Origin of the sequence: Tenacibaculum piscium, from assembly GCF_021390715.1 — a bacterium.
GTDB classification, from domain to species: domain Bacteria; phylum Bacteroidota; class Bacteroidia; order Flavobacteriales; family Flavobacteriaceae; genus Polaribacter; species Polaribacter piscius.
Genome location: NZ_JAJGWT010000004.1, coordinates 19648 through 36780, shown reverse-complemented (window position 1 = coordinate 36780; position 17133 = coordinate 19648). Strand labels below are relative to the sequence as shown.

General features: G+C 29.5%; 14 protein-coding genes. 3 read left to right on the top strand and 11 right to left on the bottom strand.

Features of this window, described 5'->3' with window-relative positions; translation table 11 throughout:
• Positions 1 to 550 precede the first annotated feature (550 nt).
• From L0U77_RS05295 to L0U77_RS05260, 8 genes are all read right to left on the bottom strand, one after another.
• Positions 551 to 1600 carry a DUF3387 domain-containing protein gene (locus L0U77_RS05295; protein ID WP_233900842.1) on the bottom strand — a complete coding sequence of 350 codons (1050 nt, stop codon included), beginning with the start codon at positions 1598 to 1600 and terminating at the stop codon, positions 551 to 553.
• Between the two features lie 74 nt (positions 1601 to 1674).
• Complete coding sequence (locus L0U77_RS05290; protein ID WP_233900841.1) at positions 1675 to 4776, bottom strand: restriction endonuclease; 3102 nt, start codon at positions 4774 to 4776, stop codon at positions 1675 to 1677.
• A gap of 5 nt (positions 4777 to 4781) precedes the next feature.
• Complete coding sequence (locus tag L0U77_RS05285; protein ID WP_233900840.1) at positions 4782 to 6626, bottom strand: site-specific DNA-methyltransferase; 1845 nt, start codon at positions 6624 to 6626, stop codon at positions 4782 to 4784.
• A 185-nt stretch (positions 6627 to 6811) separates the two neighbouring features.
• Positions 6812 to 7921 carry a Fic family protein gene (locus L0U77_RS05280; protein ID WP_233900839.1) on the bottom strand — a complete coding sequence of 370 codons (1110 nt, stop codon included), beginning with the start codon at positions 7919 to 7921 and terminating at the stop codon, positions 6812 to 6814.
• Positions 7922 to 8075: 154 nt separating this feature from the next.
• Entirely contained in the window at positions 8076 to 8990 is a 915-nt protein-coding gene (locus L0U77_RS05275) for a DUF6371 domain-containing protein (RefSeq protein ID WP_233900838.1), read from the bottom strand.
• 201 nt (positions 8991 to 9191) lie between these two features.
• Positions 9192 to 10658 carry a DNA primase family protein gene (locus L0U77_RS05270; RefSeq protein ID WP_233900837.1) on the bottom strand — a complete coding sequence of 489 codons (1467 nt, stop codon included), beginning with the start codon at positions 10656 to 10658 and terminating at the stop codon, positions 9192 to 9194.
• A gap of 200 nt (positions 10659 to 10858) precedes the next feature.
• The gene (locus tag L0U77_RS05265) at positions 10859 to 11113 is read right to left on the bottom strand and encodes a hypothetical protein (protein WP_233900836.1); all 255 of its coding nucleotides are present in this window, start codon (positions 11111 to 11113) and stop codon (positions 10859 to 10861) included.
• A 1-nt stretch (position 11114) separates the two neighbouring features.
• A complete protein-coding gene (locus tag L0U77_RS05260) occupies positions 11115 to 11447 on the bottom strand; it encodes a helix-turn-helix domain-containing protein (RefSeq protein WP_233900835.1) in 333 nt (110 codons plus the stop codon).
• A gap of 605 nt (positions 11448 to 12052) precedes the next feature.
• Between L0U77_RS05260 and L0U77_RS05255 the strand changes: the two genes are divergently transcribed.
• From L0U77_RS05255 to L0U77_RS05245, 3 genes are all read left to right on the top strand, one after another.
• Positions 12053 to 12256: a hypothetical protein gene (locus L0U77_RS05255; protein ID WP_233900834.1), complete on the top strand. Its 204-nt coding sequence runs from the start codon at positions 12053 to 12055 to the stop codon at positions 12254 to 12256.
• A gap of 138 nt (positions 12257 to 12394) precedes the next feature.
• Positions 12395 to 12670, top strand: a complete 276-nt coding sequence (locus tag L0U77_RS05250) for a hypothetical protein (protein ID WP_233900833.1) — start codon at positions 12395 to 12397, stop codon at positions 12668 to 12670.
• Between the two features lie 265 nt (positions 12671 to 12935).
• A complete protein-coding gene (locus tag L0U77_RS05245) occupies positions 12936 to 13379 on the top strand; it encodes a hypothetical protein (RefSeq protein ID WP_233900832.1) in 444 nt (147 codons plus the stop codon).
• 454 nt (positions 13380 to 13833) lie between these two features.
• Here the strand turns inward: L0U77_RS05245 and L0U77_RS05240 are convergent, their stop codons facing one another.
• The 3 genes from L0U77_RS05240 to mnmE form a co-directional block, all read right to left on the bottom strand.
• Entirely contained in the window at positions 13834 to 15084 is a 1251-nt protein-coding gene (locus L0U77_RS05240; RefSeq protein WP_233900831.1) for a site-specific integrase, read from the bottom strand.
• A gap of 13 nt (positions 15085 to 15097) precedes the next feature.
• On the bottom strand, positions 15098 to 15460 hold the full coding sequence (locus tag L0U77_RS05235) for a helix-turn-helix domain-containing protein (protein WP_233900830.1): 363 nt from the start codon (positions 15458 to 15460) through the stop codon (positions 15098 to 15100).
• Between the two features lie 267 nt (positions 15461 to 15727).
• Positions 15728 to 17122 (bottom strand): tRNA uridine-5-carboxymethylaminomethyl(34) synthesis GTPase MnmE, encoded by a 1395-nt coding sequence (mnmE, locus tag L0U77_RS05230; protein WP_233897701.1) that lies wholly within the window; start codon positions 17120 to 17122, stop codon positions 15728 to 15730.
• Positions 17123 to 17133: the final 11 nt, after the last annotated feature.

Here is a 17133-nt window from a genome sequence, read left to right as displayed (position 1 = left end):
AATTTAAACAGTATTTAAAACAAACTAAAAATAATCTTTAAAAGATTAATCGGCTCAAATACAACCAAAAAATGAGCCGATTATATTTTTTAATCGGCTCATTTTATATTGAAAATTATTTAATACCTAAGATAAGGTTTTAATATTTTGGTTTGTGTACTTACTTTCCTATACAGAAAGTATTTTGTTAGTATTTGTAGGGGTTTCAAAAAAAAAGGTACAATAGAGGTACAAAATTACAGGAAATCGTGTTTTTTCGTGTTTTTTTCTGAACCAAAGATATTAACTAATATTTCATTATTGAAATATATTTAAACTTTTACTCTAAAAATAAGTTTTTGTTTTAGGCTACATTTACTACATTATCTACATAGAGTATAAAATCTTATTAAAATTAATTGGTAGGAGTTTTAAATATTTCGTGTATTTTTTTTACGACAAACCAAAATAATCCCGTACTAAAAAATAGCACGGGATTATATATAGCATTGCGTATTTGAGTACCTAATTTAATAAATAAAAACCCTCAAAATTTTTGTAAGAAGTTAAATTATGCCATTTGATATTTCTTAAAATTTTCTGCTTGTTCAAAAATTTCTTTAAATACTTCATCTTTGGTAATAGGAGGGTAGTCGTTTTCTGCTAAAAGAATAATTAAATCAACTTTTAATTCTGCTTTAATATCATCTCGTTGATTCCAATCGGTGTATTTAGCTTTGTCATCAACTACTTTTTTTACTTCTTTGGCTAAATGGATTAATTTTTCCTCAGGATAATCAAAATCGTATTTGTGTGCTATTGCTTTTAAAATATCATAAAATGCTTTTTCTTCAAAATCTATTCCTATTTCTGAAAAAGAATTTTTTTCTTTTCTAAGATTATGATAAAGTTCGATAATATCATCAGTAAAATCTTCTAAAACATTACTTTGTAAAATATCAGATTCTTTACGCTCGTTATATTTATCAACAATAGTTTTAAATTTTTTAGAAAAATCTATTCCTTGTATTTTATTGGTTTTCTTTAGCTCATCAATTGCCTTTAAAAGTAATTGCTGTAATAATTTTATTTTAGTATTCGGAAGTTTTATTTTTTCGATTTTAGCTAAATAATCTTCATCAAAAATATCAATTTCATTTTGAGTTTCATCGCCTAGTTTAAAAATTTCTTCTACGCCATCACTTTTTAATGCTTCTTTAATAAGTTCGCTAACTTTAGCATTCATTTGTGCAGTGTCGGGGGCGTTTCCTCTTGTTAATTTGAAAACAATCGAACGAATGGCTAAATAAAAATGAATCGTATCTTTTTGTATTTCTGTAAATTCATCTGCACCGCAACAAATATCATAACCAGCTTTTAAACGCTTTACAATATTCATAAAACGGGTTTCGATATTTTTTGTTAATTGCACAAATTCAGCTCCTTTGTTTAAACATTCTAATTGCTTTAATCCGTTTCCAGAAAAGTAATCAGAGGCATCAAATTTGTGAAATAGTTTTGCTAATAAATCTAATTGGTCTTTAACAATTACTACGGATGCTTGTATATCTTCAAAATTTTGCCCATCAATTTTAGAGTATTTCTTTAAAGCTAAATTCATTTGCTTTTTAAAACCAATATAATCGACTACTAAATGTTTTTTGGAATTTTTTTTTGAAAATTATGATGAGTTAATTACAAAATCTTATTCATTAAATCTTCATAAGTTGCTACCACATCGTATTGAATATTTTCTGTTCCTAACTTTTCAAAATGCTTTCTTGCATATTCAATTTTTAGTTTTTCCGCTCCTTTTAATTGCAAAGTACTCATAGAACCTTTTGTTTCTGCTATAAAATACACTTGTTTAACCTCTTTATTATCAAACACAATTGCCCAATCGGGGTTGTAAGTTCCTATGGGAGTTGGTATTTTAAATCCGCTAGGTAATTTAGCATACACAATTGCTTGACCGCTTTCTAGTTCTTCTGCAAATTTTCGCTCTATTTTCGAATCGGTTTTTACGTAATCGTAAATGTGTTTTTGAACTTCTAATACATTTTCTTGCAACGAACCGTTAAAGTTATTTACTGTAAAAATATCATCAGAATAAGTTTCATCTGTTTTATGATAGGTAATATTATTTATTAATGTTGTTGCTTTCTCTTCGTTTATTAAGCGTGAAACTTCCGTTATAAAATGTTCGGGGTTTTGCTTAAACTGTTCAAAACTTGAAGCATTGATTTTCGTAAGAATATTGGTAGCCGTTTTTCTGGTGATATGTGCATTTTTGGCTATTTCTTTAATTAAATCATACCTTGTGTTTCCTAAAATACTTGCCGTTTTATAAGATTGTTGCTTTGTTTTATTAAAACTATTATTCATTTTTAAAGCATCAGAACTCATGTTTTCTTTTTGTGTTCCTGTGGCAATATGTACCGAAACTTTACGAACATTTAATTGACTATCTATTGTAGTAACACTCTTTTTTATTAGTTCATCAGTATCAAAATCTACATCGTATAATGTTCTTACTTTTATCTTATTCCATAAAGCTTGAAACTCTTTTTTAGCAAAATTTTCGTTTACTTTTAATTCTTTTGGTAAATTACCTGCTTTTGCATTTTCACTGGCTTTAAACGTAGCTACTTCATGAATTTCAATAATAATATTTTTTAATTCTTCTTTGTAGTTTTCTAGTTCAGGAATTGTGGTAAACGTATTTGTATCAATAGCATCAATTAAGGTTTCTGTTGCTTTAAAATTTTTATCAATATAATTTTTTTGTGTAAAATCTATAATTACACGCATTGCTGTCATTTCATCAAAAGAAAAAGTTTCGCCTGCTTTATTTTTTAATTCTAAATCTTTAAAAACAGAAACTTCTAAATGTGTTGGTCTGGCAGATAAAGAGGCTAAAATTTCATTTTGTAATTGCTTGGCAAACGTATCATACGATTCATTAGCAATTACAGTTAAAGTATTTACATCAAAAAAATCGGCATCTAATATTTCAGAATCCATACGATTTCCGTACTTATCTACACAAATACGCAAACCACGACCTATTTCCTGACGTTTAGAAGTTGTAGAAATACTATGTTTTAGTGTACAAATTTGAAAAATATTAGGATTATCCCAACCTTCTCGCAATGCCGAATGTGAAAAAATAAAACGTACAGGCTCATCAAAACTTAGCAAACGTTCTTTGTTTTTCATGATTAAATCATAAGCCGAAATATCATCACTTCCGCCTTGTCCTTTGGTTTCTTTTGAATTAACTGCCTTTCCTTTTTTATCAATAGAAAAATAACCGCTATGCACTTTTTTTGCTTCGTGCTTTTCTAAATAAGCATTATATGCTGGGCTAAAAAGTGATTTCTGTGCAATGGCTTTTTTATATTCTTCTTCAAAAATTTGCTCGTATTCGGCTTTTATTTGTTCGCCTTTTTCGCCATTTTCTTTTATGTTGTAAGCTCTGTATTTTGCTACTTCATCAATAAAAAATAACGAAAGCGTTTTAATGCCTTTTTTAAATAATTCTCGTTCTTTTTCAATATGCGATATTACTGTTTCTCGTATTTGTATGCGTCTAACGTGTTCTTCCGAAATATTTCCGCTGGCTTGTCCTACAAAAAGTGTTACGCCGTTGGTAAAACTTACTGTATTGGTTTTGGCATTTATTTCTGAAATTATATAGCCTTTATACTGTTCTAATTCGTTGGATGCTGAAAATAAATCATCATTTTGAGAAAAATTCTTGCTTATTTTTTTAATGCCCGTTTTTTGTTTTACCTCAAATTCTATTTTTGCCGTTGGATATTTGTTTTTAGAAACTAAAATATTATCTAAAAATAAAAAGGAATTTGTACCTGTATTTTCTTTAACTTCAATTCCTTTTACTTGTATTTTTTTAACCAATTTCTGATTAAAAGCATCTACCGCATCTAAACGATATACTTTGTTAAACCGTTCTTTTTCGATGCTTATAAATTTTCCTTTAGCGTTTTTTTTGTCAGTTTTTACTTTTACTTTTTTATGGGTTGCCGAAAAACGAGTAACAAATAACGAATTAAATTCTTCTAATTTCTTTTCAGCAACATCACCAAAACGCTGTGGCTCATCAATAATTAAAATAGGGCGGGTGCGTTTTATTATATCAATAGGTCTTTCCGATTGTAAAGAATCTAGTTTTTGATATATTTTTAACGCCTCTTTTCCACGCCTACCAAAGGCTTGAAAATTCATAATAATTACTTCAATTTCCGAACTATTTCCAAACTGTTTTATGTTTACTAAATTCGATTTGTTTTTGTTATCATAAATAGAAAATCGTATTTTTTTACCAAATTCTTCTTGAAAATGCTCTGCCGTAATTTCTAATGATTTACGAACTCCTTCTCGAATAGCTACCGATGGAACTATAATTATATATTTGCTCCAGCCATAAAGTCGGTGCATTTCTAGCATCATTTTGGTATAAACGTAGGTTTTACCCGTTCCCGTTTCCATTTCTACCGTAAAATTATAACCGCCATCTAATTTTTTTGAAGGTTTTAATTGTTGCTCACGTTGTAAGTTTTTTACGTTTTCTAAAATAGCTTCTTCCGTAATTTCAAATTTTTTATTTGAAAATATACTGTCTTCTACGCTATGTTCATTTTGTAATAAATCGGCTTTTACGGTTCTTCTTCCTATGGTTTCTTTACGAAATCCTTTGGTTTGCCCACTAAATACACGCACCAAATTATTAACCGCATCGGTTTGATACTGCTGTTTTTTAAATTTTAACTTCATAGCTTTTATATTACGTGTACTTTAGTGTTTGGTGCTAATTGTTTAAATCGAGATTCTACCGTGTTTATAAGGTCTTTATCATCTATAAAACAAGCGTCTCTAAAAACGGCTCTTATAGGTTGCATTTTTGCCATCGCATCTACCACTTGCATATCTATTGCGGTATCAAAACAAGCAACTAAGGCGTTGGTATCTACTATAAAAATTTCGGAATTTGCAATTACTTGCTTTTCTATTGGATGGTCTAGTTTTTCGCTAAAATCTAACAAAACAGCGGTTAAAATATCTTCTGAACTAGCATCTTTTCTGATGTTGTCTTCACTTTCAAATAAATTGGTTTGCGTTACATCGTTCGGATGTTTTGCAACATCTTTTAAAATACTTTCGGAAGTTTTATAAACTCTAAAACCAATATCTAAAGGAGTTTCTCGCTCTTTTAATTTCTCCGAATTATCTTCTAAAATCTTTTTTCCAGCACGGCGGATGCGTTCTTTTCCTATTTCTGGTATGGTTTTGTAACCTGCTTTAAAAGCTTCTGATTTTTCATCGGTTTCTTCTGGAATTTGAACCATAATAAATTTACGGTTTCCGCCATCTTCTGCATTTAATTGCATTGTTGCGTGGGCAGTTGTTGCTGAACCTGAGAAGAAATCTAGGATAATAGAGTCTTTTGTATTTGACATTTCTAGCATTTTATGTACCAGTTCTATTGGTTTTGGAGTGTCAAAAACGTTTGTATCTAATGTTTTTTTTAATCTTGCTGTTGCTGTAGAAGTATATAATTTTTCATCCCACCAAGTTGTGGCAGTTCTTCTTGAATTTTGAGCATCTTTTAGATAATATTTTTGCTGAAGATTGTTAGTGGTCTTGGTTATTAGACCTTTATCAAACATTTCTTTCATTCTTTTTTCAGAAAAACGCCAATAACCTGTAACACCTTCAAAAGTATAATGAGGATTACCTTTTTTAGCTCCACCAGGGCCATCAACAGGAACTAGCTTGTATTTACCTATTTCATCTAAATAATTAAAACCCTCTAATTTTGGATTTAATCCAATTTTTTTTCTGTCAGAAAAAATGATTTCTTGATTTTTAGCATAAAAAAGAATAATATTATGATTTGATGAGATAATTTTATCATTTGAAACAGAAGCTCTTGCTTTATGACATATTTGTGATATTAAATTATTTTCTCCAAAAACTTCATCGGAAATTTTACGTAAATTATGCACTTCATTGTCATCAATAGACATAAAAATAACGCCATCATCGGTTAATAAATCTCTAGCCACTAATAAGCGTTCGTACATCATAGAAAGCCAATCGGAGTGAAAACGTCCGTTTGTGTCGGTATTTTTAAAGAGTTTTCCGCCTTCTTCGTCTTCTGTACCAATTTCGGTTTCGTAAGCATCTTTAGAAACTTTAAAATTGTCTTTATACACAAAATCTTTCCCTGTATTGTAGGGCGGGTCTATGTAAATCATTTTTATTTTTCCTAAGTAAGATTCTTGTAAAATTTTTAAAACCTCAAAATTATCGCCTTCAATATATACGTTTTCGGTTTCGTTAAAATTTACAGAACTTTCACGGTCTGGTTTTAGGGTTTTATTTATTGGCGTGTTTGCTTTTAAAATACTGGCACGTTTTCCTGGCCAATCTAGGCGGTAACGCTCGTCAGAACCTTCTACAATTTCTTTAGATAAATGTTGTTTTAATAGCTCAAAATCTATGGCTTTTATAGTATTGCCGCTTTTGTCTTCTTTTTCGGTAATTACTTGCGGAAAGAGTAGGGCAATTTTATTGATGTTTTCTGTGGTTATATTTTTGGTTTGTGGAATGATTTTGTTCATGGTGTTTTTTTTGATGTAGTTGCCCTAAGTTTTAATTTAGAAGATGATTTTAATCAAGTAAAAAAAGTGCAAATTTACGAAAAAATATATTGTTAAAATAGTATGCCAAGGGGTTTCAACCCCTTTTGGTGATGCTATACTGATTTGCTATTATATATTTTTTTGCATAAAATTCAAACAGATTTTTAAACGTCAAAATTTATTTCATAAGAAGTATTTCGTCCTTTTCCTAATAGTTTAAAAACGCCTAATTCTAAAAGATTTTGTAAATCTCTTGTTGCAGTTGCTTTAGATGTTTTGGTAATTCCAATATATTTTCTTGCAGTCATACCTCCTTGAAAACCATTAAAACCTTCATCGAGCATTCTGCGTATTACTTTTAATTGTCTTTCATTTAATTTTGATTGATAAGTTGTAAAAATAGTTGTCTTTTTTAGCGTAAATTCTATAATTGCTTCGGAAGTATCTAAAGCATTCAAAATTAAATTGATAAAATAATGTAACCAAGGTGTTATTTCATTACTTCGTTGTCCTTTTTCTAACGCTTTATAGTATTCTTTTTTTTCTTTTTCAATACTTGTAGAAAGACTAATTAATAAAGGGCTATCTAAGGTTTGTAAAAGCGATTTTTCGGCAATAGCTCTTCCGATTCGTCCATTACCATCTTCAAAAGGATGAATACTTTCAAAATACAAATGAGCAATAGCGGCTCTAATAGCGGCATTTTTTATAGGTTTTTCACCTTTTGGAGAAGTCGTATTAAACCAGTTTATAAAATGATTCATTTCGTCATTTACATTTGCAGAAGCAGGTGCTTCGAAATGTATTTTTGTTTTGCCCATAGCTCCTGAAATTACTTGCATAGGTTCTTGGTGTGTTCTCCATTTTCCAACTTCAATTAGGTTTTCGTGTTGTAATAATTGCTGATGCCATTTAAAGATGGTTTCTTTTGTAAGTTCTTCTTTAAAGTTATTTTGAACATTTGTAACTAATTCACCAATACCTTTAGCTTTAATATCTTTTACGTTTTCATGTGAAGTATTTATATTAAGATTATTTCTAACGGAAGACATTACATCTGTTCTACTTAAAAATTCTCCTTCTATTTCGGAAGTTTTAATAGCTTCTGAAACTAAAATATTTATTGTAGTTTGAGTATGAGATATTTTTGATAATCCTTTGGTTATACCTTTTATTTTGCCTGTTTTTTCGATGAATTTATAAAGATAATCTTCTAATTCATCAATATTATAAGAGAAATTTCTCCAATCTTTTTGTTGCCAATTATATTTCATGAGCCGAATAATTTAATTAATCGGCTCAAATATAGTTGAAAAATGAGCCGATTATATTTTTTAATCGGCTCATTTTATATTAATACATTGAAATAAAAAACCCTCTGCAATTAAGCAAAGGGCTGTTATAAGGTTGGTAAATATTTACTAATGATTAAAACCGTACTAAATAATCAGCAATATCAAAACCTTGCTTTTTTTCGTAATCCGTGGCTTTATTTTTTAATAATTGATTAGTTACAAAGATTGCTTTTTTTTCAAGTTTAGGTATTTTATCATTCCATAAATCAAAACAACCAGCATCAGGAAACAATACTACATTACGCCCCTTTAATACCTTTGTATTTGCTTCATTCAAATTATTAAGTGAACCACAAGCCAGCCATACATACTCAGGAATATAAAGGCTTGAAATAAAAGCTGTTTTTTCACTTTCTACAATTGCTACTGTTTTCGTTTTCTCTTCATTTAGTAGATGTTCACCAAAATAACATTGTTCTAAATTAAAGTTATCAATTTTTGAGTGTTCCCAACCGATATGATTATACGGCTTCTTAACTCGTTTGCCTGTTTCAGGATTGTATAACATTACTTTGCCACTTCTTATTTTTCCGTTAATATCCTGTTGCCAAAAAGTGGTTGCACCGTTCCATTTAGTAGAAGTTCCGATATTGTATTTCTTAGCTAAAAAATAGATCAGTTCTTTATCACTCCAAAGAGTAGTTAAATAATCTAAAAAAAAGTTAGGAGCTTTACTACTCAAACTCTTTGCCATAACCTCAGGATTAAAATAAGTTGTTTTCGGTTTTGGTGGTGGTGGCTTTCGTACAAATGGAATTGAAGAAGAAGTTTTATCAAATGAAATATTATTATCCTGAAAGTATTGCTTTGGTTTATAATGATAACCGCATTTTATAAGCCTACTGCATACACCTACTTTGTCGTTTAGATGTTCGTTAGTTTGTGTATCAATGTATCTAGTAAATTGATTAGGCTTGTTACAATTTGGGCAATGGTAACGGCTTTTTATTCCGTTATATTTCTCTAAAATGTATCTGTAATCATTCATAAAATTAAAGGCTGTTTTTTGTAGTGGCACGAAAATAAGTTTTTGTTTTTAGCTACATTTGCTACATTATCTACATGGAATTAGAATTTTAAAAAATCAAACACCTGTAAATTAACGAATTAACTTTTTTGATAAAATCCGTACTACTCAAATGTTTGTCAAGTAGTACGAATAATAAGTTTTTGTTTTGTGCTACATTTACTACACTAATTTATTTTCAATGTAAACTACATTACCTTGCATTTTACGTTTAATTACAAAACCGTTCTTTTTTAATCTAGTAGAAAATGTACGATTGGAACAAGTACCATAACCGCTCTCTAAACAGTAAATTTTATACTCAGCATAAACTTCTTTTAGTGGGCGTTCAATTGTTACCGATTTTTGATAGTTTTCATCTTCTAAAAACATTAATGTACTATCGCTTTCTTTTTGATACTGTTTTATTTCGTCTTCTACTATTTTACTTTCTGTAAATGATTTTGTTTTTAGTATTCTAATTAAACCAACTAAAACCCAATTAAAAACGCCTGAAAGTTCCGTATCAATTATCTTTTTAGAAAGTCCTTTGTCTTGTTTATGCGGTGGAATTGTTACTCTAAAAGGCAATATTATAAACCTACGAAAAAAAGCATTTGTATTTTCTACTTCTTTTGGTAGCTCGTTACAATTAAACATAAACCGTGCATAATCTGAAATAATTTGTACATTCTTATACAAAAGTCGAGCTTCTACTGGTTCGCCTGAAATAAGTAATTTGAAAATATTACTTTCTAATTTTCCGTTTATTTCACTAGCATAATTAAGTAACTTATTTACCAACATTGCTCTCGAATTTCCATTTTCAGCTGTTAAGGATTGCAAAGAATAGTTAGTTACATTTTCAGTTCCTAGCAATGCCATTAAAACCTCAAACAGTACACTTTTACCGTTTGCACCTGTTCCGTATAACAATAGTACTTTTTCTAGTTTTAATACGCTATTTTTAGTGAATACGTAACCTAAATATTCAGCCAGTATTTCCTGTAATTCTTTTTCAGGCAAAACCTCGTCTAAAAACTTTTGAAATTGCGGTGCGGTGGCTTCTACATCGTAATCAAATGGTAATTGATACGTTAAGAAGTCCGACTTTTTAAACTCCCTTAATGATTGTTTATGCGGTGTTATTTCAAAAGTTCCATTATTGAAGTTTATCAAAGTGGTTGTATTATCTGATTTTATTTCTTCAAGTCCAGCATCTGACAGAAATTGTTTATACAAGTCATCTTTAAATAAATGATGTTTAGCATCGTATTTTTGTACTCCTTGTTTTAATGATACTTTACCTAGAAAATCCTTAAAAACTTCTTCATTTAGTAGCTCCCAGTATTCGGTGTTAAATAAATAGATTTGTTCGTTTTTTCTACATAAACTAAAACCGTTATCATTTACATTTTTTAGTAATATTTCAATAGATGCAACTAAATAATGTTTTTTTTGAAGTTTATCTTTGTCATTATCCAAATTACAGTATTTTCTAAAATCAATTCTTACTGTATTTTTTAGTATTTCAGCTAAAATATTTTCTACGTTATTTTTTATTGACTTCTTTAATTTAAGTTCTTTATTGTTGTTTTCTACGGTTGCTAATACATCATTTACATTGATGTTTGTTGTATTATCTTGCATTTTTTACTATCTTTACTATCGTTAAATTTTGGCATAAGTAATGCCGTATTGCTTAGAATTAAGCATTTTTTAAGAATAGGGGCGTATCAAGGAACGCCCCTATATTTTTACATTCTAATTAAATACAAAGTAATTAGAGTAGGTATCGTAAACATCTGTTAAGAAAAGCCTTTGCTTTCTTTTTACGGTGTTTCCATCAATTAGTAAGGATTGTTTATTTCTGTAACCAGATCGTTATTTGTTGTTAGATACCATGCTAAACGATTCGTATTTTCGCAACGCTTTTTTTTAACTTCAGCCAATAAGCCTATTTTTTCAAGGTCTCTTTTAATTCTAGTAAAACTCTTTTGTGTTATACCGATAGCATCGCATACCATTGTACCTGTGGCGATGTTATTTTTAAGATAGTTAAGTACTTTTTTTCTTTGTGAAATTTCACGGTTTGTTGTAGTCATCTTAAACCGCTTTTTTAGATAGTAAAAAATCAGCATCAGCTTCAATTTCTGATACTGTTTTAATTTTGGAGCTTTTAATCCAGTCGATAATTTCGGATTTAAAAAACCTTAATTTATTGCCTTGTTTGTAGTGAGGGATTTTACGCTCCGATACGTAATGATAGATTGTTGGAACGCTTAACTGAGTAAGTTTTGCGACCTCTTTAATATTTAGAGGTATTTCCGTTTCGGATTGTGAGCTTGTTTCCTGAGATAGGATTAAATTTTTTAGCTCTTTTTGTAGTTCTAGTACTTCATTTAGTACTGTTGGTAAATCATTAAATGATAAAAGCATAAGCTTGAAATATTAAAAAGTTATTAAATTATGCTTACAACTCCCTTTAATTTCATACTTTTGCAGTAAATAAATGTACGTCAGAAATACAATTTTACTACAAAAGTGTTTATTAGCTGGGAAGCTGTAAGCACTTTTTTTTGTGCCTTATTTTGATAAGGACTTTGCAAAGGTAAACATATTAATTAATAAATAACAAAAAACATTACAAATTATTTAATTTAATGTGTGTTTTAGGCATTTTCTCATTGTTGGTGTACTATTTCGTTAATTAATCAAAAATAGGTGTTATTACGTGAAGTTTGCATATATGCAAACTATTTTACTTTCAAGATAAAAATAAATTTAGGTGTACTAAATGTGGGGTTAGGTGTACTAAATGTCGGTTTGACGGGATTAATGTAGGTTTGACGTGATTAATACATATTTTTTTTGGGGATTTTCCTGAATTTTCCGAAAAAGACGAAAAAGACGAAAAATGCGAAAAAAGTATAACAGGAACAGAAGTCGAGCAGAAAAAAAGCAGATACATAGATATTGCTAATGTTTGCACTTATCATTTAGCCATATTCTTAATTTTCCGAAAAACCCGAATTTTCCGAAAAATGCGAAAAAAGCAGAAAGCATTATTCTTGTACACATTTATTTACGGCTGTTTGTGTTTCCTGAATTTCCTGAAAAAAGAGAAAAAAGAGAAAAATACTATCTTAAACAAAAATTTCATCTTCGTTTATATCAACTTCTTTTTAAAAGCAGAACTAGAACAGAAGGGAACAGATGCCGAACAGGTTCGAACAGAATTAGAATAGGTTTGAACAGAAAAAGCAGAACTGGAACAGAACGGAACAGATGCCGAACAGAATTAGAATAGGTCTGAACAGAAAAAGCAGAACTGGAACAGATGCCGAGCATAAAAAACAGAAAATTCAGATACATAGATATTGCTAATGTTTGCACTTATTATTTTTACCATATTCTTTAATTTTCCGAAAAATCCGAAAAATCCGAAAAACCCGAATTTTCCGAAAAATGCGAAAAAAGCAGAAAGCATTATTCTTGTACACATTTATTTACCGCTGTTTGTGTTTCCTGAATTTCCTGAAAAAAGAGAAAAAGGAGAAAAATACTATCTTAAACAAAAATTTCATCTTCGTTTATATCAACTTCTTTTTAAAAGCAGAACTAGAACAGATGCCGAACAGGTTCGAACAGAATTAGAATAGGTCTGAACAGAAAAAGCAGAACTGGAACAGATGCCGAGCATAAAAAAACAGAAAATTCAGATACATAGATATTGCTAATTTCTCATTGTTGGTGTACTATTTCGTTAATTAATCAAAAATAGGTGTTATTACGTGAAGTTTGCATATATGCAAACTATTTTACTTTCAATATAAAAATAAATTTAGGTGTACTAAATGTGGGGTTAGGTGTACTAAATGTCGGTTTGATGGGATTAATGTAGGTTTAGGTGTACTAAATGTAGGTTTGACGGGATTAATACATATTTTTTTTGGGGATTTTCCTGAATTTTCCGAAAAAGACGAAAAAGACGAAAAATGCGAAAAAGACGAAAAAGACGAAAAAAGCATAACAGGAACAGAAGTCGAGCAGAAAAAAAGCAGATACATAGATATTGCTAATGTTTGCACTTATCATTTAGCCATATTCTTAATTTACCGAATTTACCGAATTTACCGAATTTTCCGAAAAATCCGAATTTTCCGAAAAATGCGAAAAAAGCAGAAAGCATTATTCTTGTACACATTTATTTACGGCTGTTTGTGTTTCCTGAATTTCCTGAAAAAAGAGAAAAAAGAGAAAAAAGAGAAAAAAGAGAAAAATACTATCTTAAACAAAAATTTCATCTTCGTTTATATCAACTTCTTTTTAAAAGTATTTCAAAATAGCATTGACTTCACTATCATCTAAATTTTTGATGTATTTAATTTCATTGATTGGACGTTTTCTGTTTTTAGAAACAACCAGCCAAGTTACTTTTTGGAATTGTTTATATTCTACGTTGTTTAAAATAGCTGAAAAGTTGGGCTTTTGTCATTTATTTAGTTATAATAATAGGAACGCGCGCGCGTATAATGTTTTAATGTCATTAAAAATATTAATATAATCATTTTTTACTAGATTAAAAAAGAACGGTTTTATAGTTCAGCGTAAAAAAATATAGCAATGTAATTTACATTGAAAATAAATTTATGTAGATAATGTAGCTAAAAAACAAAAACTTATTATTCGTACTACTTAACAAAAAGTTGAGTAGTATGGATTTTATTAGAAAAGTTAATGTATTAATTTATAGCTGCTTAATTTTTATCTATGTAGCTAATGTAGCAAATGCACCTCTAAACAAAAACTTATTTTTACGCTGTTAAAATTTCAGGTTTATTTTATTGGTGGTTTCTCTTTTACTTTCATCTACTACTTTTGCATAAATTTGAGTAGTTTTTAAATCTTTATGCCCTAGCATTTTTGATACCGTATAAATATCAGTTCCAGCTGATAATTGTAAAGTAGCGTATGTATGCCTAAAACTATGGAACGTTAAATGCTTCTGTACCCCAGCATTAATTGCCCACTTCAATAAAAACGTATTTTGGTGTGCTGAATATTTCAAACCCTCAAACACTTTTTGCTGAGGCTCTTTTGGTTTACCTAATAAATTATGCGCTTGTTCTGATATTGGTAAATATTCATTGCTTTTGGTTTTCTGTTGTTTGAACTCTAAAAAATAACCTCGTTCTTCATTGTTTATAATTTCCGACCATTTTAATTTTTCAATATCTGAAAACCTTAATCCTGTTAATGCTGAAAATAAAGAGGCTTGTTTTAAAATAGGGTTTACACAATCAGCTATTACTAATTTGTTAAGTTCTTCAATTGTCAGAAATACTCTTTTAGTATCAGCTTCTTTAATAGTATCAATTTTAGCGTTTAAATCAATTGAAATAATACTATCCTTATATGCTTGTTTTAACGTGGCTTTAAATTTATTAAAATAGGTTTTTGCGGTGTTTTGTGATAGTGTAGAAGTAGTACTTCTTTTGCTTTTAGCAGTAAGTAAATAACCTCTAAAATCATTACAAAATTTTTCATTCAAATCAATAAATAATAATTCGCCTTTAGTGTATTCATTAAGATAATTATAAGCTGATAACCAAACATTATAATTGTTTCCTTTGGCTTTGTCCATTTGTTGCTGATAGTAGGCAATAAAAGATAGTTTACCTTTTTCAGTTGCTTTGCGTTGTTCCAGTTCAAAGGCAGTATAAATTTCAGGTTTATTTAATTCGTTAATTCGTTTCTGTTTGATAATTTCAGCTGTTGCGAGTGTTTCTTTATTTGTGTTTTTTTGCCCTGCTGATAATGGTTTTAAATTGTTTAGCACTTCTTTTTTCTGTAAAGTTGCTTTTGATAATTCACCTTTTTCTTTTAGTTCCTTGTTTTCAATTGCTTCAAGTTCTTTTTTAAAGGCTGTTTTATCAATAAGAAGAAACAAGCCTAGAAATTCCCTTCTAGTGGTTTTTTCTGTTCCTGCTATTGCTAATGGTGGGTAAAAATCTAAATATAAACTGTTACGTCCTTTGCTGATTGGCTTTTGTCTTAATGTTACTTTTATCATAGTATTGTTTTTTTTAGTTGGTAAAAAGTTTGTCAAGATGAATACGTTTTACCCTTGTTATTCTTTTACCTAGATTAATGGCTTTTAGTTTTTTTGTATCAATTAAATGATAAACTGTTCTATTGGTACAATTCAATAATATTGCAACTTCTTTAACTGTTAAAAACTCCTTATCTTTTATATTGACTTCAATTTTAGGAGCTGTTATTTTTCTTTTAGTGGCTTTATTTGCTTTTTGAACTTTTTCAACTTGTTTTCTTTTTTTCCATGCACTTTTTCCGCATTTATTGGAACAGTATTTTGTTACGGTGGTTTTCGCTGTAAATTCAATATTACAGTTTAAACAGACTTTTTGTACTCTAATATTACTACTCATAAAAGTATAGCTTTAAATAGTTATTAATAGTTTTAAGTATCGCTAAGAACAAAATAGGGGGAACATTACCGACGAAAAAGACTAATATTTGTACCTCAAACCCTGTTTTTGTACCTCGGATTTGACAAAGGTACAAGTAAGGTACAAATATTTACGTAATAAACAGATAATAGCAATAAGTAGATAGTAAGTAGAAATAAGAACCCCCCCTAAAATAGAGGGTTTTGTGCGGTTTAGTGTGTTTTGGTATTCCTTTGTTTTGTGTACTTACTTTCCTATACAGAAATTACCGAAAATATGTCCTAAAATATCTTTATCGACATCATATTCACCTGTAATATTTCCTAAATGACGTAAACATTCGCGAATATCAATAGAAAATAAATCTGTAGAAATTTCTAAATCAATTCCTTGTTGTACAGATGTTATTGCTGTTAAGGCATTGTTTAAAGCTTCAAAATGACGAGAATTAGTAACAATTGTTTCATTATTACTTAAAGCACCTGTATTTACTAAAGATGTCAATTCGGCTTTTAGCTCAATAATACCTGTTTTTTGTTTTGCTGATACTAAAATTAAAGGATCAATTTCTGATTTTAAAATAGCCGTGTCATGACACGATAACGTATCTATTTTATTAGCGATAACTAACAAACGTTTGTTCGGAAAACGTTCTTTTATAGTTTCAATTTCTTGTAAAAATTCTTCACTAGCATACGAGAATTTATTAGCATCAATTAAAAATATAATTAACTGTGCATTTTCAGCTTTTTCGTACGCTTTTTTAATTCCGATATTTTCAATAATATCTTCAGTTTCTCGAATTCCTGCGGTATCAATAAAACGAAAGGCAACACCATCAATAATTAAATCATCTTCAATGGCATCACGAGTAGTTCCTGCAATATCTGAAACAATAGCTTTTTCTTCGTTTAAAAGCGTGTTTAATAAAGTCGATTTCCCAACGTTTGGTTCTCCGATAATTGCCACAGGAATTCCATTTTTCATCGCATTTCCAAAGGCAAAAGAATCAATTAATCGTTTTAAAACAAACGTGATTTTAGCTACTAATTCTTTAAATTTAGTTCGGTCGGCAAATTCTACATCTTCACCAGAAAAATCTAATTCAAGCTCAATTAATGCCGCAAAATCTAATAATTGTATACGAAGGTCTTTTAATTCGTTGGTAATTCCGCCACGCATTTGCTGAATCGCCATTTGATGACTTGCCGCAGAATTTGAGGCAATAACATCTGCAACAGCTTCGGCTTGGCTTAAATCCATTTTTCCGTTTAAAAAAGAACGCATGGTAAATTCACCATTATCCGCCATTCTACAACCATTTTTTAAAAATAATTGAATAATTTCTTGCTGAATAAATACCGAACCATGACAAGAAATTTCTACGACATTTTCGCCAGTATATGATGTTGGATTTTTAAAGATAGAAACTAAAACTTCATCTAAAACAATATTATTATTTATAAGATGTCCTAAATGTAGCGTGTGTGTTTTTTGAGTAAGTAGCGATTTTTTTTTCTTTATCGACTTAAAAAAAGTGTTCACTATTTCAATAGCTTTTTCACCAGAAAGTCGGATAACGGCAATAGCACCAACACCTGATGGAGTTGCCATAGCAATAATAGTATCATTTTGTATCATACTTAAAATAG

What these genes read in the sequence shown, in the direction of transcription:
- L0U77_RS05250 (WP_233900833.1), top strand. Translation starts at nt 12,395, where the DNA reads ATGTTTGCACTTATTATTTTTACCATATTCTTTAATTTTCCGAAAAAT.
- L0U77_RS05240 (WP_233900831.1), bottom strand. Translation starts at nt 15,084, where the DNA reads ATGATAAAAGTAACATTAAGACAAAAGCCAATCAGCAAAGGACGTAAC.
- L0U77_RS05285 (WP_233900840.1), bottom strand. Translation starts at nt 6,626, where the DNA reads ATGAACAAAATCATTCCACAAACCAAAAATATAACCACAGAAAACATC.
- L0U77_RS05295 (WP_233900842.1), bottom strand. Translation starts at nt 1,600, where the DNA reads ATGAATTTAGCTTTAAAGAAATACTCTAAAATTGATGGGCAAAATTTT.
- L0U77_RS05235 (WP_233900830.1), bottom strand. Translation starts at nt 15,460, where the DNA reads ATGAGTAGTAATATTAGAGTACAAAAAGTCTGTTTAAACTGTAATATT.
- L0U77_RS05265 (WP_233900836.1), bottom strand. Translation starts at nt 11,113, where the DNA reads ATGACTACAACAAACCGTGAAATTTCACAAAGAAAAAAAGTACTTAAC.
- L0U77_RS05275 (WP_233900838.1), bottom strand. Translation starts at nt 8,990, where the DNA reads ATGAATGATTACAGATACATTTTAGAGAAATATAACGGAATAAAAAGC.
- L0U77_RS05270 (WP_233900837.1), bottom strand. Translation starts at nt 10,658, where the DNA reads ATGCAAGATAATACAACAAACATCAATGTAAATGATGTATTAGCAACC.
- L0U77_RS05280 (WP_233900839.1), bottom strand. Translation starts at nt 7,921, where the DNA reads ATGAAATATAATTGGCAACAAAAAGATTGGAGAAATTTCTCTTATAAT.
- L0U77_RS05255 (WP_233900834.1), top strand. Translation starts at nt 12,053, where the DNA reads ATGCGAAAAAAGCAGAAAGCATTATTCTTGTACACATTTATTTACGGC.
- L0U77_RS05260 (WP_233900835.1), bottom strand. Translation starts at nt 11,447, where the DNA reads ATGCTTTTATCATTTAATGATTTACCAACAGTACTAAATGAAGTACTA.
- L0U77_RS05290 (WP_233900841.1), bottom strand. Translation starts at nt 4,776, where the DNA reads ATGAAGTTAAAATTTAAAAAACAGCAGTATCAAACCGATGCGGTTAAT.
- mnmE (WP_233897701.1), bottom strand. Translation starts at nt 17,122, where the DNA reads ATGATACAAAATGATACTATTATTGCTATGGCAACTCCATCAGGTGTT.